The organism is Kitasatospora acidiphila (assembly GCF_006636205.1).
GTDB lineage: Bacteria > Actinomycetota > Actinomycetes > Streptomycetales > Streptomycetaceae > Kitasatospora > Kitasatospora acidiphila.
On record NZ_VIGB01000003.1, the window covers coordinates 3,152,501 to 3,169,102 of the forward strand.

Below are 16,602 nucleotides of genomic sequence, written 5' to 3' on the forward strand. Positions count from 1 at the left end.
CCGTCCGCGCAGATGCGTGTCCGGTGCTCCCTGCCGAGCGACTAGAGAACAGTACGCCCCGCTCGCGGCTGATGCAAACAGTGCCCGGCCACCGATGCGGCCGACTCCCCGCTCCAGGTTTCCGCGCAGGCTCGCCCCGACCCAACCCTTGAGCGATCGCTCAAACCTCTGCCATAGTGACCGCCAGGCAGTTGAGCAGTCGCTCAAAAGCACTCGGGGAACGGAACTGCCATGCCCAGCACCGTCCGACGACCGAAACCTCTCTACGTCGAGACCCTGATCGCTGCGGACCAGGAACTCGTCTGGAACCTGACCCAGCTCCCGCAGCACCATCAGCGCTGGGACGCGCGCTTCACCCGGATCAGTTACCTCCCGTCCACGGACCCTGCCGCACCGGTGCGCTTCCGCTATGTCCTCGGCCTCCCGGAGAGGGCGAGCAGAACGGCCAGGGCGAACGAACCGATCGAGGGACCGCGCCGCGGGCCGCGGTTGACCGGCGTCGGCATCACGACGGCTGATCGCTGCCGCCCGGACGGCAGCCGGATCAGCGCGCTGCGATTCCGTGCCGACAGCGCGCTGTCACCGCTCGGCGAGGGCGCGGGCTACTGGCGCTACCGGGCCGATCCGGCGGGCGTCAGGTTCAGCACCGGCTACGACTACCGGCCCTGGCCCGGCCGCCTGGGCGCCGCGGCGGACCGATGGTGCGTCCGCCCGCTGGTCGGCTGGCTCACCGCCTGGTCCTTCGACCGGCTGCGGCTCTGGGCCGAGCGCGGCATCCCGCCCGAGCGTTCGCGTCGGCAGGCGACCGCCGAGGTGATGGCCCGGTCATCGGCGGTCGTGCTGGCGGCTCTGCTTCTCGGCCCGGCCGCCGGCCTGCCGCTGCTGGCCCTCGTTCTACTCCTGCCCCCGCTGCCGGACACACCCGCCGCCCGACGGTGCCGGCGGCAGCCGGCAAGCCGCGCCAGCGCCCGGGCTCCGCGCCTGCTCACCACCCTGGAGGATCCGTGACCACGACCACCGGCATGACCACGCCCGTCACCGCGGCCGCCCCGGCCACGGCCACCGAGTCGATCTTCCGCCGAGCGATCGGACCGGCCTTCGAACTCCTGCACCCGCAGATGCAGCGGCGGTTCGGCTTTTCCAGCGAGTCCAAGATCGCCTGCCTCGGTACCGGCCGGATGGAGCAGGTCTGGCACGGCTCGAACCTGCTACGACCGTTCCTGCGCTTGGGTGCGACCCGCAATCTGCTCTTTCCGGAACAGGGCCGGGACATCGACTTCACCATCGCCAACTACGCGTACCGCGACCGGTTCGGTCGGGAGACGGTCACCTTCGTCAGGACCTTCCAGTTCACCCGGCCGCGCCGCTTCGACGCCACCATGGTCGCCTCGGACCGGCACCCGAAGCTGGTGCTCGACTATCTGGGCACCCATCAGCACATCGCCGCCGACCTGCGGTTCCGCGTCACCAGGAGCGGCGGTCTGCTGATCACCTCGCAGGACCAGCGGTTCACCGGCCTGCCCGGCGCACCGCGCTGCCCCGCGATGGTCACCGGCCAGGCCCGCGTCCACGAGTGGTTCGACGACCGGGCCGACTGCTTCCGGATCAACGTGCAGGTGACCAATCCCGTCCTCGGGCCGGTGATCGGCTACGCGGGCTCGTTCCGGGCCGAGTTCATACCGGTGACGGACGCAGCCGCGATCCCGCACCATGTGCGGCCGGTGCGCGAGCAGGCCCGGAGCTGAGGCATGCGCACCTGCCCGAGTCACGCGTGGCCCAGGGTGCCGCCGACCCGGCCGATACCCTGCTCGGCATGAGCGACACACGGGAGCGCCTGATGGCGGCCGCGATCAGCCTGATGAAGCGGCAGGGGATCTCGGGTGTCTCGGCGCGCACGATCGCCGCCGAGTGCGGGGCCAACCAGGCGCTGGTCTTCTACCACTTCAAGACGGTCGAGGGCCTGCTCGCCGCGGCCGCGGTGCGGGAGACCGAGAACCGGCTGGCGCTGTACCGGCCGGCGCTGGCGGCGGCGGGCTCGCTGCGCGAACTGCTGCGGGTCGGCCGTGAGCTGCACGAAACCGAACGGGCCGACGGATCGGTCGCGCTGCTGGGCCAGTTCCTGGCGGGAGCCTCCACCTATCCGCAGTTGGCCGAGGCGAGCGTGGCGGCGCTTCGGTTGTGGACCGATGAGGTGGAGGCGGTGCTGCTGCGGCTCTTCGCGGACCATCCGCTGGCCGAGCTGCTGGACCTGCCGGGGCTGGCCCGTGCGGTGTCGGCCTCGTTCATCGGCCTGGAGCTGTACGAGGGCGTGGACCCGGCGGGTGCGGCAGCGGCCTTCGAGGCGCTGGACCGGTTGGGCGTGCTGGTCGAGGTGGTGGACGGGCTGGGCCCGGTCGCGAACCGCGCGGTCCGGGTAGCGCTGCGGCGCAGCGCTACCCGGACCGCGAACGGCGGCTGAGCCCGGTCAGCTGTTGGTCGGGAACCCGAGGTTGATCCCGCCGTGCGAGGGGTCCAGCCAGCGCTGGGTGACCGCCTTGCCCCGGGTGAAGAACTGCACGCCGTCCGCGCCGTAGGCGTGCGCGTCGCCGAAGAGCGAGGCCTTCCAGCCGCCGAAGGAGTAGTAGGCGACGGGGACCGGGATCGGCACGTTGATGCCGATCATGCCGACCTCGACCTCGTGCTGGAAGCGCCGGGCGGCGCCGCCGTCGTTGGTGAAGACGGCCGTGCCGTTGCCGTAGGGGTTGGCGTTGATCAGCGCCAGGCCCTCCTCGTAGGAGGAGACCCGGACCACCGAGAGGACGGGGCCGAAGATCTCGTCGGTGTAGACGGACATGCCCGGCTTGACGTGGTCGAACAGGGTCGGGCCGAGCCAGAAGCCGTCGGCGGTGGAGTCGCCGTTGGCGTCCTCGGCCGTGATCAGGTGCTTTCGGCCGTCGACGACCAGCTCGGCGCCGTCGGCGAGGCCGGACTCGACATAGGCGGTGACCTTGTCCCGGTGCTGGCCGGTGACCAGCGGGCCCATCTCGGAGTCGCCGTTGCAGCCGGGGCCGACCTTGAGGCCGGCCATCCGCTCCTTGATCCTCTCGACCAGTTCGTCACCGATCGGGTCGACCGCGACCAGCACCGAGACCGCCATGCAGCGCTCACCGGCCGCACCGAAGCCGGCGTTGACCGCGGCGTCGGCGCTCAGCTCCAGGTCGGCGTCGGGGAGCACCAGCATGTGGTTCTTGGCGCCGCCGAGCGCCTGCACCCGCTTGCCGTAGCGCGTGCCGGTCTCGTAGACGTAGCGGGCGATCGGGGTGGAGCCGACGAAGCTGACCGACTTGATGTCGGGGTGCTCCAGCAGCCGGTCGACGGCGACCTTGTCGCCGTGCACCACGTTGAACACCCCGTCCGGCAGCCCGGCCTCCTGCCACAGCCGGGCGAGGAAGTTCGCCGCCGAGGGGTCCTTCTCGGAGGGCTTGAGCACCACGGTGTTGCCGGCCGCGATGGCGATGGGGAAGAACCACATCGGCACCATCGCCGGGAAGTTGAACGGCGAGATGACGGCGACCGGGCCGAGCGGCTGCCGGATCGAGTAGACGTCGATCCCGGTGGAGGCCTGCTCGGTGAAGCCGCCCTTGAGCAACTGCGGGATCCCGCAGGCGTATTCGAGGACCTCCTGGCCGCGGGCGAGCTCGCCGAGCGCGTCCGAGTGGACCTTGCCGTGCTCGGAGACGATCAGCGCGGCCAGTTCGTCCTTGCGGGCGTCGAACAGCTCGCGGAACTTGAACAGCACGGCGGTGCGCCTGGCGAGCGAGGTGTGCCGCCACTCGGCGAACGCGGCGGCAGCGGCGGCCACCGCCTGGTCGACCTCGGCCACCTCGGCGAAGTCCACCTGGCCGGTGGTCCGACCGGTGGCCGGGTCGTAGATGTCGCCGCGGCGGGGCGCCGCGCCGGCGGTCGGCACCGGGGCGCCGCCGATCCAGTGGACGACATGCTTCTCAGCGGGCTTGGTCACGGTGCTCTGCCTCCAGATCGCGGGCTCTCACTCCAGTCTGGCCACCCCGCGCAGGCCACTCAACGAGCACACTGACGGGGATCGCCCTTTTGGCCTTACATCCCGTAGGGCCCATCGGTCTGCCGCCGCCTCACAGATGCTCACCGGACTCGGCGAGCGCGGCGGCCGCCTCGTGCAGCACCAGCTCCAGCAGCATCGGATCGGTCAGCGCCCCCGACCCGTCGGGCGGCACCAACCAGTGCAGCCCCCGCTCGCCACGTCGGGGGTGCGGCACCATGATCCAGCTGCCGTCGCCCGCGGCCCGGACCCCGGTGCCGATCCAGCGGGCCGCCGTGCCGGCCGGTACGAAGAAGGCCACCGTGTCATAGCCCGGATCGAACAGCACGGGGCCGGCACCCGGCAGTCCGTCCAGCAGCCGCTGGGACGGCCGGCCCAGCCGGCCGGGGACGATCAGCACGTCCCAGCACCGGCCGGCGGGCAGCAGCGCGGTGCCGAGCGCCGACCGCTCCCACTCGCGCCGGCAGGCGTCCGGATCCGGTGCGGCGGCGACCAGCCAGGCCACGGCGTCGGCAGGTGGGGTGATGTCCACGGGTCTCCTCGCTCCGCTCGCCGGCGGGCTTCTGGCAGCCGCCGTCACCAGCAGGAGAGCGAGCCGGGCCCCGGCTCTTACACGGGTTCCGGGACCGCGTCAGCCCCGATCGCCGAAGACCGTGCGGTGCCAGTCCTTCCGGGCCACCGCCGTGGTGTCGTACATGACGTGCTTGACCTGGGTGTACTCGTCCAGCGAGTACTGCGACATGTCCTTGCCGTACCCGGAGGCCTTGTAGCCGCCGTGCGGCATCTCGCTGATGATCGGGATGTGGTCGTTCACCCAGACGCACCCGGCCGCCAGCTCCCGGGTGGCGCGCAGCGAGCGGTGCACGTCGCGGGTCCAGGCGGAGGCGGCCAGGCCGTACGGGGTGTCGTTGGCCAGCCGCAGTCCCTCGTCGTCGGCGTCGAAGGGCAGCACCACCAGCACCGGGCCGAAGACCTCGCCCTGCACCACCTCGCTCCGCTGGTCCGCGCCGGTGATCAGGGTGGGCAGGTAGTAGGCGCCGCGGGTCAGGTCGGTGCCGTCGTGGCCGACGCCGGGCCGCTCGCCGCCGGTGACCACGGTGGCGCCGTAGCCGCGGGCCCGCTCGACGAAGCCGGCCACCCGGTCGCGGTGGGCGAACGAGACAAGCGGGCCGAGGTCGGTCCGCGGGTTGTGCGGGTCGCCGAGCCGGATCCGACCGAACAACTCGGCGACGCCGGCCACGAAGTCGTCGTACAGCGGGCGCTGCACATAGGCGCGGGTCGCGGCGGTGCAGTCCTGGCCGCTGTTGATCAGCGCGCCGGCCACCGCTCCGTGCACCGCCGCCTCCAGGTCGGCGTCCTCGAAGACCACGAACGGGGCCTTGCCGCCGAGCTCCAGATGGGTGCGCTTGACGGTGGCGGTGGCCAGCTCGGCGACCCGCTTTCCGACGACGGTGGAACCGGTGAACGAGACCATCGCGACGCCGGGGTGGCCGATCAGGTGCTCGCCGGCGTCCCGACCCGCACCCGTGACCACGTTGACCACGCCGTCCGGGATCCCGGCCGCGGTGCAGGCGCGCGCGAACATCAGCGAGGTGAGCGGGGTGAGCTCGGCGGGCTTCAGCACCACGGTGTTGCCGGCCGCGATGGCCGGCAGGATCTTCCAGGCGGCCATCTGCAGCGGGTAGTTCCAGGGCGCGATGGAGCCGATCACGCCGATCGGCTCGCGCCGCACGTAGGAGGTGTGGTCGCCCGAGTACTCGCCGGCCGCCTTGCCCTCCAGGTTGCGGGCGGCGCCGGCGAAGAAGGCCGTGTTGTCGATGGTGCCGGGCACGTCGAACTCGGTGGACAGCTTGATCGGCTTGCCGGTCTGCGCGGTCTCCACCCGGGCGAAGTCCTCGGCGTGCTCGGCCAGGATCGCGCTCAGTCGCAGCAGTGCCTCGGAGCGGGCACCGGGGGTGGCGCCGGCCCACTCGGGCAGGGCGGCGGTGGCGGCGGCCACGGCGGCGTCCACGTCGTCGGTGGAGGCGAGCCGGATCCGCTGGACGCTGCTGCCATCGGCCGGGTTGACCACGTCGAACGGCTCGTAGCCGCTACCGGCGCCGGCTCTGCCGCCGATGTACTGCGCGCCGTCCTCGAAGTTGCTGAGCTCCATGGGTCGGGTTCTCCTCCATCGGGTTCGTGCCGCCGACCCTGCCCGTCGCCGCCGACCCGGGCAAGGGACACACCGACAGTCGCACCGCGAAGCGGTTTACACGGTGGAAGCCTCCTGACGGAGTGACAGGTCGTCATCCGGATGCATGATTCAGCTGACAACCTGTTTCCCTCGTCAAGGAGGCACCGCCGTGCTGCCCACCGTCGCCCGAGTGCTCGACCTTGATGTGATGCGGCGCGGCCTGCCGCAGGTGGTGGCGGCTGCCGACCGGCTGGACCGTCCGGTGCGCTGGGTGCACGTCAGCGAGCTGCCTGACGTGGCGGGGATGCTGCAGGGCGGGGAGCTGGTGCTGACCACCGGGATCGCGCTGCCCGAGGACCGCGAGGGGCTGGCCCGCTACGTCCGGGAACTGGTGGAGGTGGGCGCGGTCGGTCTGGTGGTCGAGTTCGGCCGCCGCTACTTCGACACGCTGCCCCGGGCCCTGGTGCACGCCGCCGAGCAGCGCGGCCTGCCGCTGGTGGTGCTGCGGCGGGAGATCCGGTTCGTCGCGGTGACCGAGGCGGTGCACGCCCTGGTGGTGAACGCGCAGCTGGAGCAGCTGCGGGCGTCCGAGGCGGTGCACCAGGTCTTCAACGAGCTGGCGGTGGAGGGTGCCGAGCCGACCGAGGTGCTGCGCCAGATCGCCCGGATGGCCGGGCACCCGGTGGTGCTGGAGAACCTCAGCCACCAGGTGCTGGCGCACGACCCGGCCGGGCGCACCGAGGACGAGCTGCTGGAGCACTGGGAGCGCCGCTCGCGGGCGGTCCGGCCGACCGGGCGGACCGGCCATGATCCGCGCAGCGGCTGGCTGGTGACCGCGGTGGGGGCACGCGGCGAGGACTGGGGGCGGCTGGTGCTGGTGGGCGATCCGGGCCCGGTGCCCGGCGAGGCTCCGCACCCGGCCGCGATGCTGCTGGAGCGCGGTGCGGCGACGCTGGCGCTCAACCGGCTGCTGGTGCGGGACCGGGAGAGCCTGGAGCGGCAGACGCATCGCACGCTGCTGTCCGGGATCCTGACCCACGCCCTGACCGTCTCCGAAGTGGCGCTGCGCGCCCAGGCGTTGGGGGTGCCGCTGGAGGGGCGGCGGCTGGTCGGGGTGGTGCTGCGGCGGCGCGGCGGACAACTGCCCGCGGCGCTGGAGGCGCAGGCCAGGCTGCGGGACTTCACCGAGCTCGCGGCCGGCGCGGCCCGTGGCAGCCGGCTTTCGGCGCTGGTCGGGGCGCTGGATGACGAGGGGGTGGGGCTGCTGATCGCGCTGGGCTCGCAGCAGGACGAGCACAGTTCGCTGGAGGCGTTCGCGGCGACGCTGCGCCGGATGGTGGCGGACAGCCGGACGGCCGCGGACGGCGCACGGGAGGCGGCCGGCGGTCGGGAGGCGGCCGCACCGGTGGTGGCGGTGGGCTCCTCGGTGGGGTCGGTGCGGGATGCCCGGCGGACCCTGATGGAGGCCACCCAGGTCGCGGATGCCGCACTGCACGACGCACCGGGGGCGCGCTCGGCCTCCTACTACCGGCTGCCGGACGTCCGGTTGCGCGGCCTGCTGCATCTGCTGCGCGACGATGCCCGGCTGCAGACCTATGTGGAGCGGGAGTTGGGTCCGCTGCTGGCCCATGACGCCGAACACGGCTCGCAGCTGGTGCAGTTGCTGCGGATCTACCTGGAGCAGGGGCGCAACAAGTCGGCCGCGGCAGACGCAGCGCATCTGTCGCGGCCGAGCTTCTACGACCGGCTGCACAAGGTGGAGCGGATCCTGGCGGTCGACCTCGACCAGGTGGAGTCCTGCCTCTCGCTGCACGTCGCCCTGCTGGCACTGGACGCCGTGCGGCGCTGACGGTACGTCAGTTCATGAGTGCGTCGGCCGCGTTTAGCGCCTCGTCCAGCACGGCCAGGCCGGCGCGGGCCTCCTCGGCGGTGACGGTGCACGGGGGCACCACATGGAACCGGTTCATGTTGATGAACGGCCAGAGCCCGCGCTTCTTGCAGGCGGCCGCCAACTCGGCCATCGGCGCGTTGGCGGCGCCGGCCGCGTTGTAGGGGACCAGCGGTTCCCGGGTGGCGCGGTCGCGGACCAGGTCGAGCGCCCAGAAGACGCCGAGCCCGCGCACCTCGCCGACCGACGGGTGGCGCTCGGCCAGTTCGCGCAGACCGGGGCCGAGCACGGTCTCGCCGATCCGCCGGGCGTTCTCCACGATGCCCTCCTCGGCCATCGCGTTGATAGTGGCCACGGCGGAGGCGCAGGCCAGCGGGTGCCCGGAGTAGGTGAGGCCGCCGGGGAACGGGCGGTCGGCGAAGGTGGCGGCGATCTCGGCGCTGATCGCCACGCCGCCCAGCGGCACGTAGCCGGAGTTGACGCCCTTGGCGAAGGTCAGCAGGTCGGGGGTGATCCCCCAGTGGTCGGCGGCGAACCAGGCGCCGGTGCGGCCGAAGCCGGCCATCACCTCGTCCAGGATGAAGACGATGCCGTAGCGGTCGCAGATCTCCCGGACGCCGGCCAGGTAGCCGGGCGGCGGGATCAGGACGCCGGCGGTGCCGACGACGGTCTCCAGGATGATCGCGGCCACGGTGTGCGGGCCCTCGAAGGCGATCACCTGCTCCAGGTGGGCGAGCGCGCGCTCGCACTCCTGTGCCTCGTTCTCGGCGTGGAAGGCGGAGCGGTAGGGGTACGGGCCCCAGAAGTGGACGACGCCCGAGGTGCCGGTCTCGTTGGGCCACCGGCGCGGGTCACCGGTCAGGGCGATCGCGTTGGCGGTGGCGCCGTGGTACGAGCGGTAGGTGGCGAGCACCTTCTGCCGGCCGGTGTGCAGCCGGGCCAGCCGGATCGCGTTCTCGTTGGCCTCGGCGCCGCCGTTGGTGAAGAAGATCTTGTCCAGGTCACCGGGGGTGCGCTCGGCGATCAGCCGGGCCGCCTCGCTGCGGGGCTCGACCGCGAAGCCCGGGGCCATGGTGCACAGCGCGGCCGCCTGCTGCTGGATCGCGGCGACCACCTTGGGGTGCTGGTGGCCGATGTTGGTGTTGACCAGCTGGGAGGAGAAGTCGAGGTAGCGGTTGCCCTCGTAGTCCCAGAAGTACGAGCCCTCGGCGCCGGCCACCGCGAGCGGGGCGATCTGGGCCTGGGCGGACCACGAGTGGAAGACGTGCGCGCGGTCGGCGGCCGTGACGGCCTGCCCGGCGGCGGGGTCGGCGGTGGGGAAGCTCATGTCCGCCAGCCTAGGTAAGCGCCGGTGCGGCGGGCAGCGGCATGGTGTCAGGTGGTCGGCGGAGGGGGCTGACACTGTGCAAAGGGGCCCGGGGGGGTTCGCACCCCCCGGGCCCCAGTGGCTAACCGATCATCAGATCGCGGTCATGCTGCGCCTGATGGTGATGACCCGCTAGATCGCGGTCATCACGTGCTTGACGCGGGTGTAGTCCTCGAACCCGTAGGAGGAGAGGTCCTTGCCGTAGCCGGACTTCTTGAAGCCACCGTGCGGCATCTCGGCGACCAGCGGGATGTGGGTGTTGATCCAGACACAGCCGAAGTCCAGCCGGCGCGACATCCGCATCGCCCGGGCGTGGTCCTTGGTCCACACCGATGAGGCCAGCGCGTACTCGACGCCGTTGGCGTACGACACGGCCTGGTCCTCGTCGGTGAACTTCTGCACCGTGATGACCGGGCCGAAGACCTCCTGCTGGATGATCTCGTCATCCTGCAGCAGGCCGGACACCACGGTCGGGGCGTAGAAGTAGCCGACCTCGCCGACCCGGTGGCCACCGGCCTCCACCTTGGCGTGGGCGGGCAGCCGCTCGATGAAGCCGGAGACCTGGGCGAGCTGGTTGGCGTTGTTCAGCGGACCGTAGAGCACGTCCTCGTCGTCGATCCCGCCGGTCTTGGTCTCTCCCGCGGCCTTGGCCAGCGCGGTGACGAAGGCGTCGTGGATCGACTCGTGGACCAGCACCCGGGTGGCGGCGGTGCAGTCCTGGCCGGCGTTGAAGAAGCCGGCCACCGAGATGCCCTCGACCGCCTCGGCGATGTCGGCGTCCTCGAAGACCACCACCGGGGCCTTGCCGCCGAGCTCCAGGTGGACCCGCTTGACGTCCTTGGCGGCGGACTCGGCCACCTGGATGCCGGCCCGGACCGAGCCGGTGATGGAGGCCATCGCCGGAATCTGGTGCTCGACCATCAGCTTGCCGGTCTCCCGGTCACCGCAGAGCACGTTGAAGATGCCGGCCGGCAGCTCCAGCTCGGCGATCGCGGCGCCGACGATCTCGGCCAGCAGCACGGTGGAGGCCGGGGTGGTGTCGGAGGGCTTGAGCACCACGGCGTTGCCGGCGGCGATGGCCGGGGCGAACTTCCAGACCGCCATCATCATCGGGTAGTTCCACGGCGCCACCTGGGCGCAGACGCCGACCGGCTCGCGGCGGATGATCGAGGTCATACCGTCCATGTACTCACCGGCGGCCTTGCCCTCAAGCAGCCGGGCGGCACCCGCGAAGAACCGGATCTGGTCGACCATCGGGCCGATCTCCTCGGACTTGGTCAGTCCGCGCGGCTTGCCGGTGTTGCGGCACTCGGCGTCCACCAGCTCGTCGGCGCGAGCCTCGACACCGTCGGCGATCTTCAGCAGCAGCTTCTGCCGGGTGGACGGAGTGGCGTCCCGCCAGGTCTCGAAGGCGGCCGCGGCCGAGGCCATCGCCGCGTCCACGTCCGCGGCGCCGGACAGCGGGGAGGTCGCGTACGCCTCACCGGTGGTCGGGTCGACGATCTGCAGGGTGCGGCCGTCGGCCGCGTCGACGAACTCGCCGTTGATGTAGTTGCGCAGCGTACGAAGGTCGCTCACGGGATTCTCCTACGGTCTGGGCCTGCGACGTTGCAGATTCCGCGCCAGGTTACCGCTGGCGTCGGGCCGCCGGGTGCGGATGGGCAGGTCCACTTTCGGGCGTGTGCACGTCGACACGGGTACGCGGCCAGGCTACCTCGCCTACTTCCGTTATCGACAGGGCCCATCGCCAAATGCCACGCAATCCGTTCCCGATCCGCAGTTGCTCGACGAAATCAGCAGGCCAACGGGTTGCGAATGCAGAAACGATCAGGCACAGTGGCCGCGTGGCCAACCGCGACCGGAACAGCAGCGTTCCCCTCGACTCCGTCTCCAAGGCGATCATCGAGCAGCTGCAGGAGGACGGCCGCCGCCCGTACGCGACCATCGGCAAGGCCGTCGGCCTCTCCGAGGCCGCCGTCCGGCAGCGGGTCCAGAAGCTGCTCGACCAAGGCGTGATGCAGATCGTCGCCGTGACCGACCCGCTCACCGTGGGCTTCACCCGCCAGGCGATGGTCGGCGTCACGGTCGAGGGCGACATCGAGCCGATCGCCGACGCCCTGGCCGCCATGGACGAGGTCGACTACGTGGTCTGCACCGCAGGCTCGTTCGACCTGCTGGCCGAGCTGGTGTGCGAGGACGACGAGCACCTGCTCGAAATGATCAACAAGCGCATCCGCGCGCTTCCCGGCGTGCGGAGGACCGAGAGCTTCGTTTACCTGAAGCTCCGGAAACAGACCTACACCTGGGGCACCCGATGAGCGCCGATCCGGCACCGAAGGACCTTTCGAAGGCCGCATACGACCACCTGTGGATGCACTTCACCCGCATGTCGTCGTACGAGAACTCCCCCGTCCCGACCATCGTGCGCGGCGAGGGCACCTACATCTGGGACGACAAGGGCCGCAAGTACATCGACGGCCTGGCCGGCCTCTTCGTGGTCCAGGCGGGCCACGGCCGCACCGAGCTCGCCGAGGTCGCGGCCAAGCAGGCCAAGGAGCTGGCCTTCTTCCCGATCTGGAGCTACGCCCACCCCAAGGCCGTCGAGCTGGCCGAGCGCCTGGCCAACTACGCGCCCGGCGACCTGAACAAGGTGTTCTTCTCCACCGGTGGCGGCGAGGCCGTCGAGACCGCCTGGAAGCTCGCCAAGCAGTACTTCAAGCTGATCGGCAAGCCGACCAAGTACAAGGTCATCTCCCGGGCCATCGCCTACCACGGCACCCCGCAGGGCGCCCTGTCGATCACCGGCCTGCCGGGCCTGAAGGCCCCGTTCGAGCCGCTGGTGCCGGGCACCCACAAGGCCCCGAACACCAACATCTACCGCGCCCCCGAGTACCTGGCGGGCCCGGACGGCACCGTCGACCCCGAGGCCTACGGCCGCTGGTGCGCCGACCAGGTCGAGGAGGCCATCCTCTTCGAGGGCCCGGAGACCGTCGCCGCCGTCTTCGTCGAGCCGGTGCAGAACGCCGGCGGCTGCTTCCCGCCGCCGCCCGGATACTTCCAGCGGCTGCGCGAGATCTGCGACCGCCACGACGTGCTGCTGGTCTCGGACGAGGTCATCTGCGCCTTCGGCCGCCTGGGCACCATGTTCGGCGCCGACAAGTTCGGCTACGTGCCGGACATGATCACCTGCGCCAAGGGCATGACCTCGGGCTACTCCCCGATCGGCGCCACCATCATCTCGGACCGGATCGCCGAGCCGTTCTACAAGGGCGACAACACCTTCCTGCACGGCTACACCTTCGCCGGCCACCCGGTGTCGTCCGCCGTGGCGCTGGCCAACCTCGACATCTTCGAGCGCGAGGGCCTCAACCAGCACGTGCTGGACAACGAGTCCCGCTTCCTGGGCACCCTGAACAAGCTGCGCGACCTGCCGATCGTCGGCGACGTCCGAGGCAACGGGTACTTCTACGGCATCGAGCTGGTGAAGGACAAGGTCACCAAGGAGAGCTTCAACGACGAGGAGACCGAGCGCGTGCTCTACGGCTTCCTCTCGAAGGCGCTCTTCGAGAACGGCCTGTACTGCCGTGCCGACGACCGCGGCGACCCGGTCGTGCAGCTGGCCCCGCCGCTGATCTCCGACCAGTCGACCTTCGACGAGATCGAGCAGATCCTGCGGACCAGCCTCTCCGACGCGTGGGCGAAGATCTGACGGAGCGTCCCTGACGCATCCGCCGTGCTTCTCTGACGCACCCTCCGCCGAAGGGCGGTTCCGCCGGCCACCTCCTCAGGGCCGGCGGGACCGCCCTTCGGTGTCTTCCGTGCTGGCGCGGTGTTTTTCTCAGACGATCGGCTGATGGTTCATCCGGGTATATGAGGATTTTGTGTGGTGTGCCGCAACCGCGCCGCGACCTTGTCGTTCTAATCTGACCACTGTCATCCCCTGCACCGTGCAGAACCCATCCGGACCGGCGGAGGAACACATGTCAGCGGCCCCGCCCGACAACGACGTGCTGTGGGCCCGGGGGATCGTCAAGTCCCACCACGGCACCCCCGCGCTGCGCGAGGTCTCGATCGGCATCCGCGAGGGCGAGGTGCTGGCCATCACCGGGGCCCGCGGCTCCGGCAAGTCCACCCTGCTCGGCTGCCTCTCCGCGCAGCTGCCGGTGGACTCCGGCGAAGTCTGGTTCAACAGCTCCCCGGTGCACACGCTCAGCCGGGCCGGCCGGGAGAAGCTGCGCCGCGACCGGTTCGGCTACGTCGGCTCCGAGCCCCAACTGGTGCCCGAACTGACGGCCCGGGAGAACGTCGCCCTGCCGCTGCTGCTGGCCGGCAGCGGCCACAAGGCCGCGTACCGCGCGGCCGACGACTGGCTGGAGCGACTCGACGTCAGCGACGCCGCCAAGCACCGCCCGATCGAACTGCTCCAGGGTCAGCGCCAGCGGATCGCGGTCGCCCGCGCGCTGGCCCCGCTCCCCGGGTGGTCTTCGCCGACGACCCGACCGCCCCGCTGCACCGCGAGGCCCGGGACCAGGTGCTGCGGATACTCACCAGCGCGGCCCGCTCCCACCGCCTCACCCTGGTCCTGGCCACTCACGATCCGGAGCTGGCCAAGTACGCGGACCGCTCGGTGGCCCTGGTCGACGGCCGCACCCCGGCCCGGCCACGCCGGTCCAACGCCCGGCCGCCACGCCCGCCATCGTTTCGCACTGATCGCTTCACACTGAGGACGCCGGTGTTCTACTTCCGCCTGGTCAGGGGCTACCGGTTGGTCGACCTCGGCCGCCTGCTGCTCACCGCCGCGGCCGCCGCCCTGGTCGCCGGCTTCCTGCTGCGCGCGCTCGGCCGGGCCCTCAGCGACCCGCCCGGCGCGCACCCGGCCATCGAACGGCTGCTCTGGTGCCTGCCCGCGCTGGCCGCGGTCGGCTGGTTCGCGGCGATCGCGGCCCGCGCCCTGCCCGTCCAGCGGCCCGAGCGGACGGCCGGGCTGGCCGCGGCCGGTGCCGGGCCGACCCGGTTGCGGCTGCTGATCGCCGGCGAGCTCGCCCTGGCCTGCGCGCTGGGTGCGGTGGTCACCCTGCTGGTCTTCCTGGTGCTGCGCAATGAGATCGCCGGTCCCTCGCTCGCGCCCGAGCTCGGCATGGGCGTCCCGCTGCCGACGGCCGCGCCGATCGCCCTGGTCACCGTGCTTCCCCTGGTCGGCGGGCTCGCGGCGGCCGTCGCCGTACCGGCGACCCAACCGCTGACGGACCGCCAGGAGCCGCTGCAGGCCCACCGCTTCGGGCTGCTCAGGATCATCGCCGCCGCCCTGCTGACGGTCGGCGGCACCCTCACCGAGCTCTACGCGCTGCGCCCGGCCGCCGCCGACGACCCGCGCCCGCTGCGGCTGCCCGCCGGCCTCGGCCACACCAGTGCCGTGCTGTTGGGCGCCTGGGCCACCGCCGTCCTCGGCGCGGCGCTGCTCACCGGACCGCTACTGGCCGGGTTCGGCCGGCTGCTGGCCCTCGGCCGGCCCACCCCGCGGCGGCTGCTGGCCGGGCGCGGGCTGACCGGCATCGCCCGCCGGCTCAGCGCCCCGCTGGCGGTGCTGGCGTTCACCGTGGCCGTGGTGCTGACCTCGGTGCGGCACTGGGTGGCCCCGGGCGCCGCCGGGACCGGGCCGCTGCCGGCCGCCGAGGCGCTGCTGCTCACCGGGTGCACGGTGGCGGCGGTGCTGGCCCGGCTCGCCGAGATCCGGGCCGCCCGACGCGGGGTGGTCGGCACCCTGCTGCGCCTGGGCGGCTCGCCGCGGCTGCTGTTCAGTGCGGCCCTGCTGCGCTGGTCGGTGGCCGGCCTGGTGCTGCTGGCCACCGGCGGGCTGACGGCGGCGCTGGGCGCCGGGATGCTCAGCCGATAGTCCGGCCGGCTGCTCAGCCGGCGACTTCTCAGCCCGCCGCCGCTCAGCCGGCCGCTACTCAGCCCGCTGCTTTCTCAGCCCGCCGCGGCGAGCTGACCGCAGGCGCCGTCGATCTCCTGACCGCGAGTGTCACGCACCGTGGTCGGCACCCCGTGCGACTCCAGCCTGCGGACGAACTCGCGCTCGTCCTCCGGGCGGGAGGCGGTCCACTTGGAACCGGGGGTCGGGTTGAGCGGGATCAGGTTGACGTGCACCCGGTGGTTCTTGATCAGCCGGCCGAGCAGGTCGGCCCGCCACGCCTGGTCGTTGATGTCCTTGATCAGGGCGTACTCGATGGACACCCGGCGACCGGACTTCTCCGCGTAGTACCAGGCCGCCTCCAGCACCTCGGAGACCTTCCAGCGGGTGTTCACCGGGACCAGTTCGTCGCGCAGCTCGTCGTCCGGCGCGTGCAGCGAGAGCGCGAGGCGGCAGCTCAGGCCCTCGTCGGCGAACTTGTGCATGGCCGGCACCAGGCCGACGGTCGAAACCGTGATGCCGCGCTGCGAGAGGCCGAAGCCGTCCGGCGCGGGATCGGTGAGCCGACGGATCGCGGCCAGCACCCGGTTGTAGTTGGCCAGCGGCTCGCCCATGCCCATGAAGACCACGTTGGACAGCCGAGCTTCGCCACCCGGGATGTCGCCGCTCTTGAGCGCCCGCATCCCGGACGCGATCTGCTCCACGATCTCGGCGGTGGACAGGTTGCGGGTCAGGCCGGCCTGCCCGGTGGCGCAGAACGGGCAGTTCATGCCGCAGCCGGCCTGCGAGCTGATGCACATCGTCACCCGGTCCGGGTAGCGCATCAGCACCGACTCGACCAGGGTGCCGTCGAAGAGCTTCCAGAGCGTCTTGCGGGTGGCGTCGTTGTCGCAGCTGACGTGCCGGACCACCGACATCAGCTCGGGCAGCAGCTGCTCGGTCAGCTTGGCACGGCTGGCCGCCGGGATGTCCGTCCAGCCCGCCGGGTCGTTCGAGAGCCGGCCGAAGTAGTGGTTGGCCAGCTGCTTGGCGCGGAACGGCTGCTCGCCCAGGTCGGCGACGGCCGCCTTGCGCTCGGCGGGGCTGAGGTCGGCGAGGTGTCGCGGGGGCTTGGCGCCGCGCGGCGCGACAAACGTGAGTTCTCCGGGTGCAGGCATGGTCCGTCCAGTGTCGCAGATGCGCGAAGGGTCCCGGACGGCGTGCCGTC

13 protein-coding genes and 1 pseudogene are annotated in these 16,602 nt (G+C 71.8%); 8 read left to right on the forward strand and 6 right to left on the reverse strand.

The genetic code is table 11. The annotated features are described in order from the left end of the window. Positions 1 to 231: 231 nt before the first annotated feature. From E6W39_RS14840 to E6W39_RS14850, 3 genes are all read left to right on the forward strand, one after another. Entirely contained in the window at positions 232 to 1,008 is a 777-nt protein-coding gene (locus E6W39_RS14840; RefSeq protein ID WP_141633944.1) for a hypothetical protein, read from the forward strand. Positions 1,009 to 1,022: 14 nt separating this feature from the next. Continuing rightward, positions 1,023 to 1,745, forward strand: a complete 723-nt coding sequence (locus tag E6W39_RS14845; protein ID WP_141637748.1) for a DUF4166 domain-containing protein — start codon at positions 1,023 to 1,025, stop codon at positions 1,743 to 1,745. Between the two features lie 68 nt (positions 1,746 to 1,813). Further along, positions 1,814 to 2,458, forward strand: coding sequence for a TetR/AcrR family transcriptional regulator (locus E6W39_RS14850; protein ID WP_141633945.1), 645 nt, complete (start codon positions 1,814 to 1,816; stop codon positions 2,456 to 2,458). Between the two features lie 6 nt (positions 2,459 to 2,464). Here E6W39_RS14850 and E6W39_RS14855 read toward each other — a convergent pair whose 3' ends face one another. From E6W39_RS14855 to E6W39_RS14865, 3 genes are all read right to left on the reverse strand, one after another. Continuing rightward, the gene (locus E6W39_RS14855) at positions 2,465 to 4,000 is read right to left on the reverse strand and encodes a CoA-acylating methylmalonate-semialdehyde dehydrogenase (protein WP_141633946.1); all 1,536 of its coding nucleotides are present in this window, start codon (positions 3,998 to 4,000) and stop codon (positions 2,465 to 2,467) included. Between the two features lie 130 nt (positions 4,001 to 4,130). Continuing rightward, positions 4,131 to 4,583, reverse strand: a complete 453-nt coding sequence (locus E6W39_RS14860) for a hypothetical protein (RefSeq protein WP_141637749.1) — start codon at positions 4,581 to 4,583, stop codon at positions 4,131 to 4,133. A gap of 105 nt (positions 4,584 to 4,688) precedes the next feature. Next, a complete protein-coding gene (locus E6W39_RS14865) occupies positions 4,689 to 6,209 on the reverse strand; it encodes a gamma-aminobutyraldehyde dehydrogenase (protein WP_141633947.1) in 1,521 nt (506 codons plus the stop codon). A 190-nt stretch (positions 6,210 to 6,399) separates the two neighbouring features. Between E6W39_RS14865 and E6W39_RS14870 the strand changes: the two genes are divergently transcribed. Next, on the forward strand, positions 6,400 to 8,079 hold the full coding sequence (locus tag E6W39_RS14870) for a PucR family transcriptional regulator (RefSeq protein ID WP_141633948.1): 1,680 nt from the start codon (positions 6,400 to 6,402) through the stop codon (positions 8,077 to 8,079). A gap of 7 nt (positions 8,080 to 8,086) precedes the next feature. Here the strand turns inward: E6W39_RS14870 and E6W39_RS14875 are convergent, their stop codons facing one another. Together E6W39_RS14875 and E6W39_RS14880 are read right to left on the reverse strand one after the other, a co-directional pair. Then, positions 8,087 to 9,445: an aspartate aminotransferase family protein gene (locus E6W39_RS14875; protein ID WP_141633949.1), complete on the reverse strand. Its 1,359-nt coding sequence runs from the start codon at positions 9,443 to 9,445 to the stop codon at positions 8,087 to 8,089. 171 nt (positions 9,446 to 9,616) lie between these two features. Beyond that, the gene (locus tag E6W39_RS14880; RefSeq protein WP_141633950.1) at positions 9,617 to 11,062 is read right to left on the reverse strand and encodes a gamma-aminobutyraldehyde dehydrogenase; all 1,446 of its coding nucleotides are present in this window, start codon (positions 11,060 to 11,062) and stop codon (positions 9,617 to 9,619) included. Positions 11,063 to 11,328: 266 nt separating this feature from the next. On the opposite strand from E6W39_RS14880, the gene E6W39_RS14885 reads away from it, so the two are divergent. The 4 genes and pseudogenes from E6W39_RS14885 (at position 11,329) to E6W39_RS39350 (ending at position 15,377) form a co-directional block, all read left to right on the forward strand. Beyond that, complete coding sequence (locus E6W39_RS14885) at positions 11,329 to 11,802, forward strand: Lrp/AsnC family transcriptional regulator (protein WP_101382386.1); 474 nt, start codon at positions 11,329 to 11,331, stop codon at positions 11,800 to 11,802. Then, positions 11,799 to 13,193 (forward strand): aspartate aminotransferase family protein, encoded by a 1,395-nt coding sequence (locus E6W39_RS14890; protein ID WP_101382385.1) that lies wholly within the window; start codon positions 11,799 to 11,801, stop codon positions 13,191 to 13,193. Before E6W39_RS14885 ends, E6W39_RS14890 begins: the two co-directional genes overlap by 4 nt. 271 nt (positions 13,194 to 13,464) lie before the next feature. Next, positions 13,465 to 14,141 (forward strand): annotated as a pseudogene (locus E6W39_RS14895) (ABC transporter ATP-binding protein); the annotation flags it as partial. A gap of 75 nt (positions 14,142 to 14,216) precedes the next feature. After that, positions 14,217 to 15,377: a hypothetical protein gene (locus E6W39_RS39350; protein ID WP_181799753.1), complete on the forward strand. Its 1,161-nt coding sequence runs from the start codon at positions 14,217 to 14,219 to the stop codon at positions 15,375 to 15,377. Positions 15,378 to 15,451: 74 nt separating this feature from the next. On the opposite strand, the gene rlmN is transcribed toward E6W39_RS39350, so the two are convergent. Beyond that, positions 15,452 to 16,552, reverse strand: a complete 1,101-nt coding sequence (gene rlmN / locus E6W39_RS14905) for a 23S rRNA (adenine(2503)-C(2))-methyltransferase RlmN (RefSeq protein WP_141633951.1) — start codon at positions 16,550 to 16,552, stop codon at positions 15,452 to 15,454. Positions 16,553 to 16,602 lie beyond the last annotated feature (50 nt).

Bases quoted from the DNA above. Each gene is read 5' to 3' on its own strand.
- E6W39_RS14865 (WP_141633947.1), bottom strand. From the start codon at position 6,209: ATGGAGCTCAGCAACTTCGAGGACGGCGCGCAGTACATCGGCGGCAGA.
- E6W39_RS14845 (WP_141637748.1), top strand. From the start codon at position 1,023: ATGACCACGCCCGTCACCGCGGCCGCCCCGGCCACGGCCACCGAGTCG.
- E6W39_RS14850 (WP_141633945.1), top strand. From the start codon at position 1,814: ATGAGCGACACACGGGAGCGCCTGATGGCGGCCGCGATCAGCCTGATG.
- E6W39_RS14890 (WP_101382385.1), top strand. From the start codon at position 11,799: ATGAGCGCCGATCCGGCACCGAAGGACCTTTCGAAGGCCGCATACGAC.
- E6W39_RS14875 (WP_141633949.1), bottom strand. From the start codon at position 9,445: ATGAGCTTCCCCACCGCCGACCCCGCCGCCGGGCAGGCCGTCACGGCC.
- rlmN (WP_141633951.1), bottom strand. From the start codon at position 16,552: ATGCCTGCACCCGGAGAACTCACGTTTGTCGCGCCGCGCGGCGCCAAG.
- E6W39_RS14840 (WP_141633944.1), top strand. From the start codon at position 232: ATGCCCAGCACCGTCCGACGACCGAAACCTCTCTACGTCGAGACCCTG.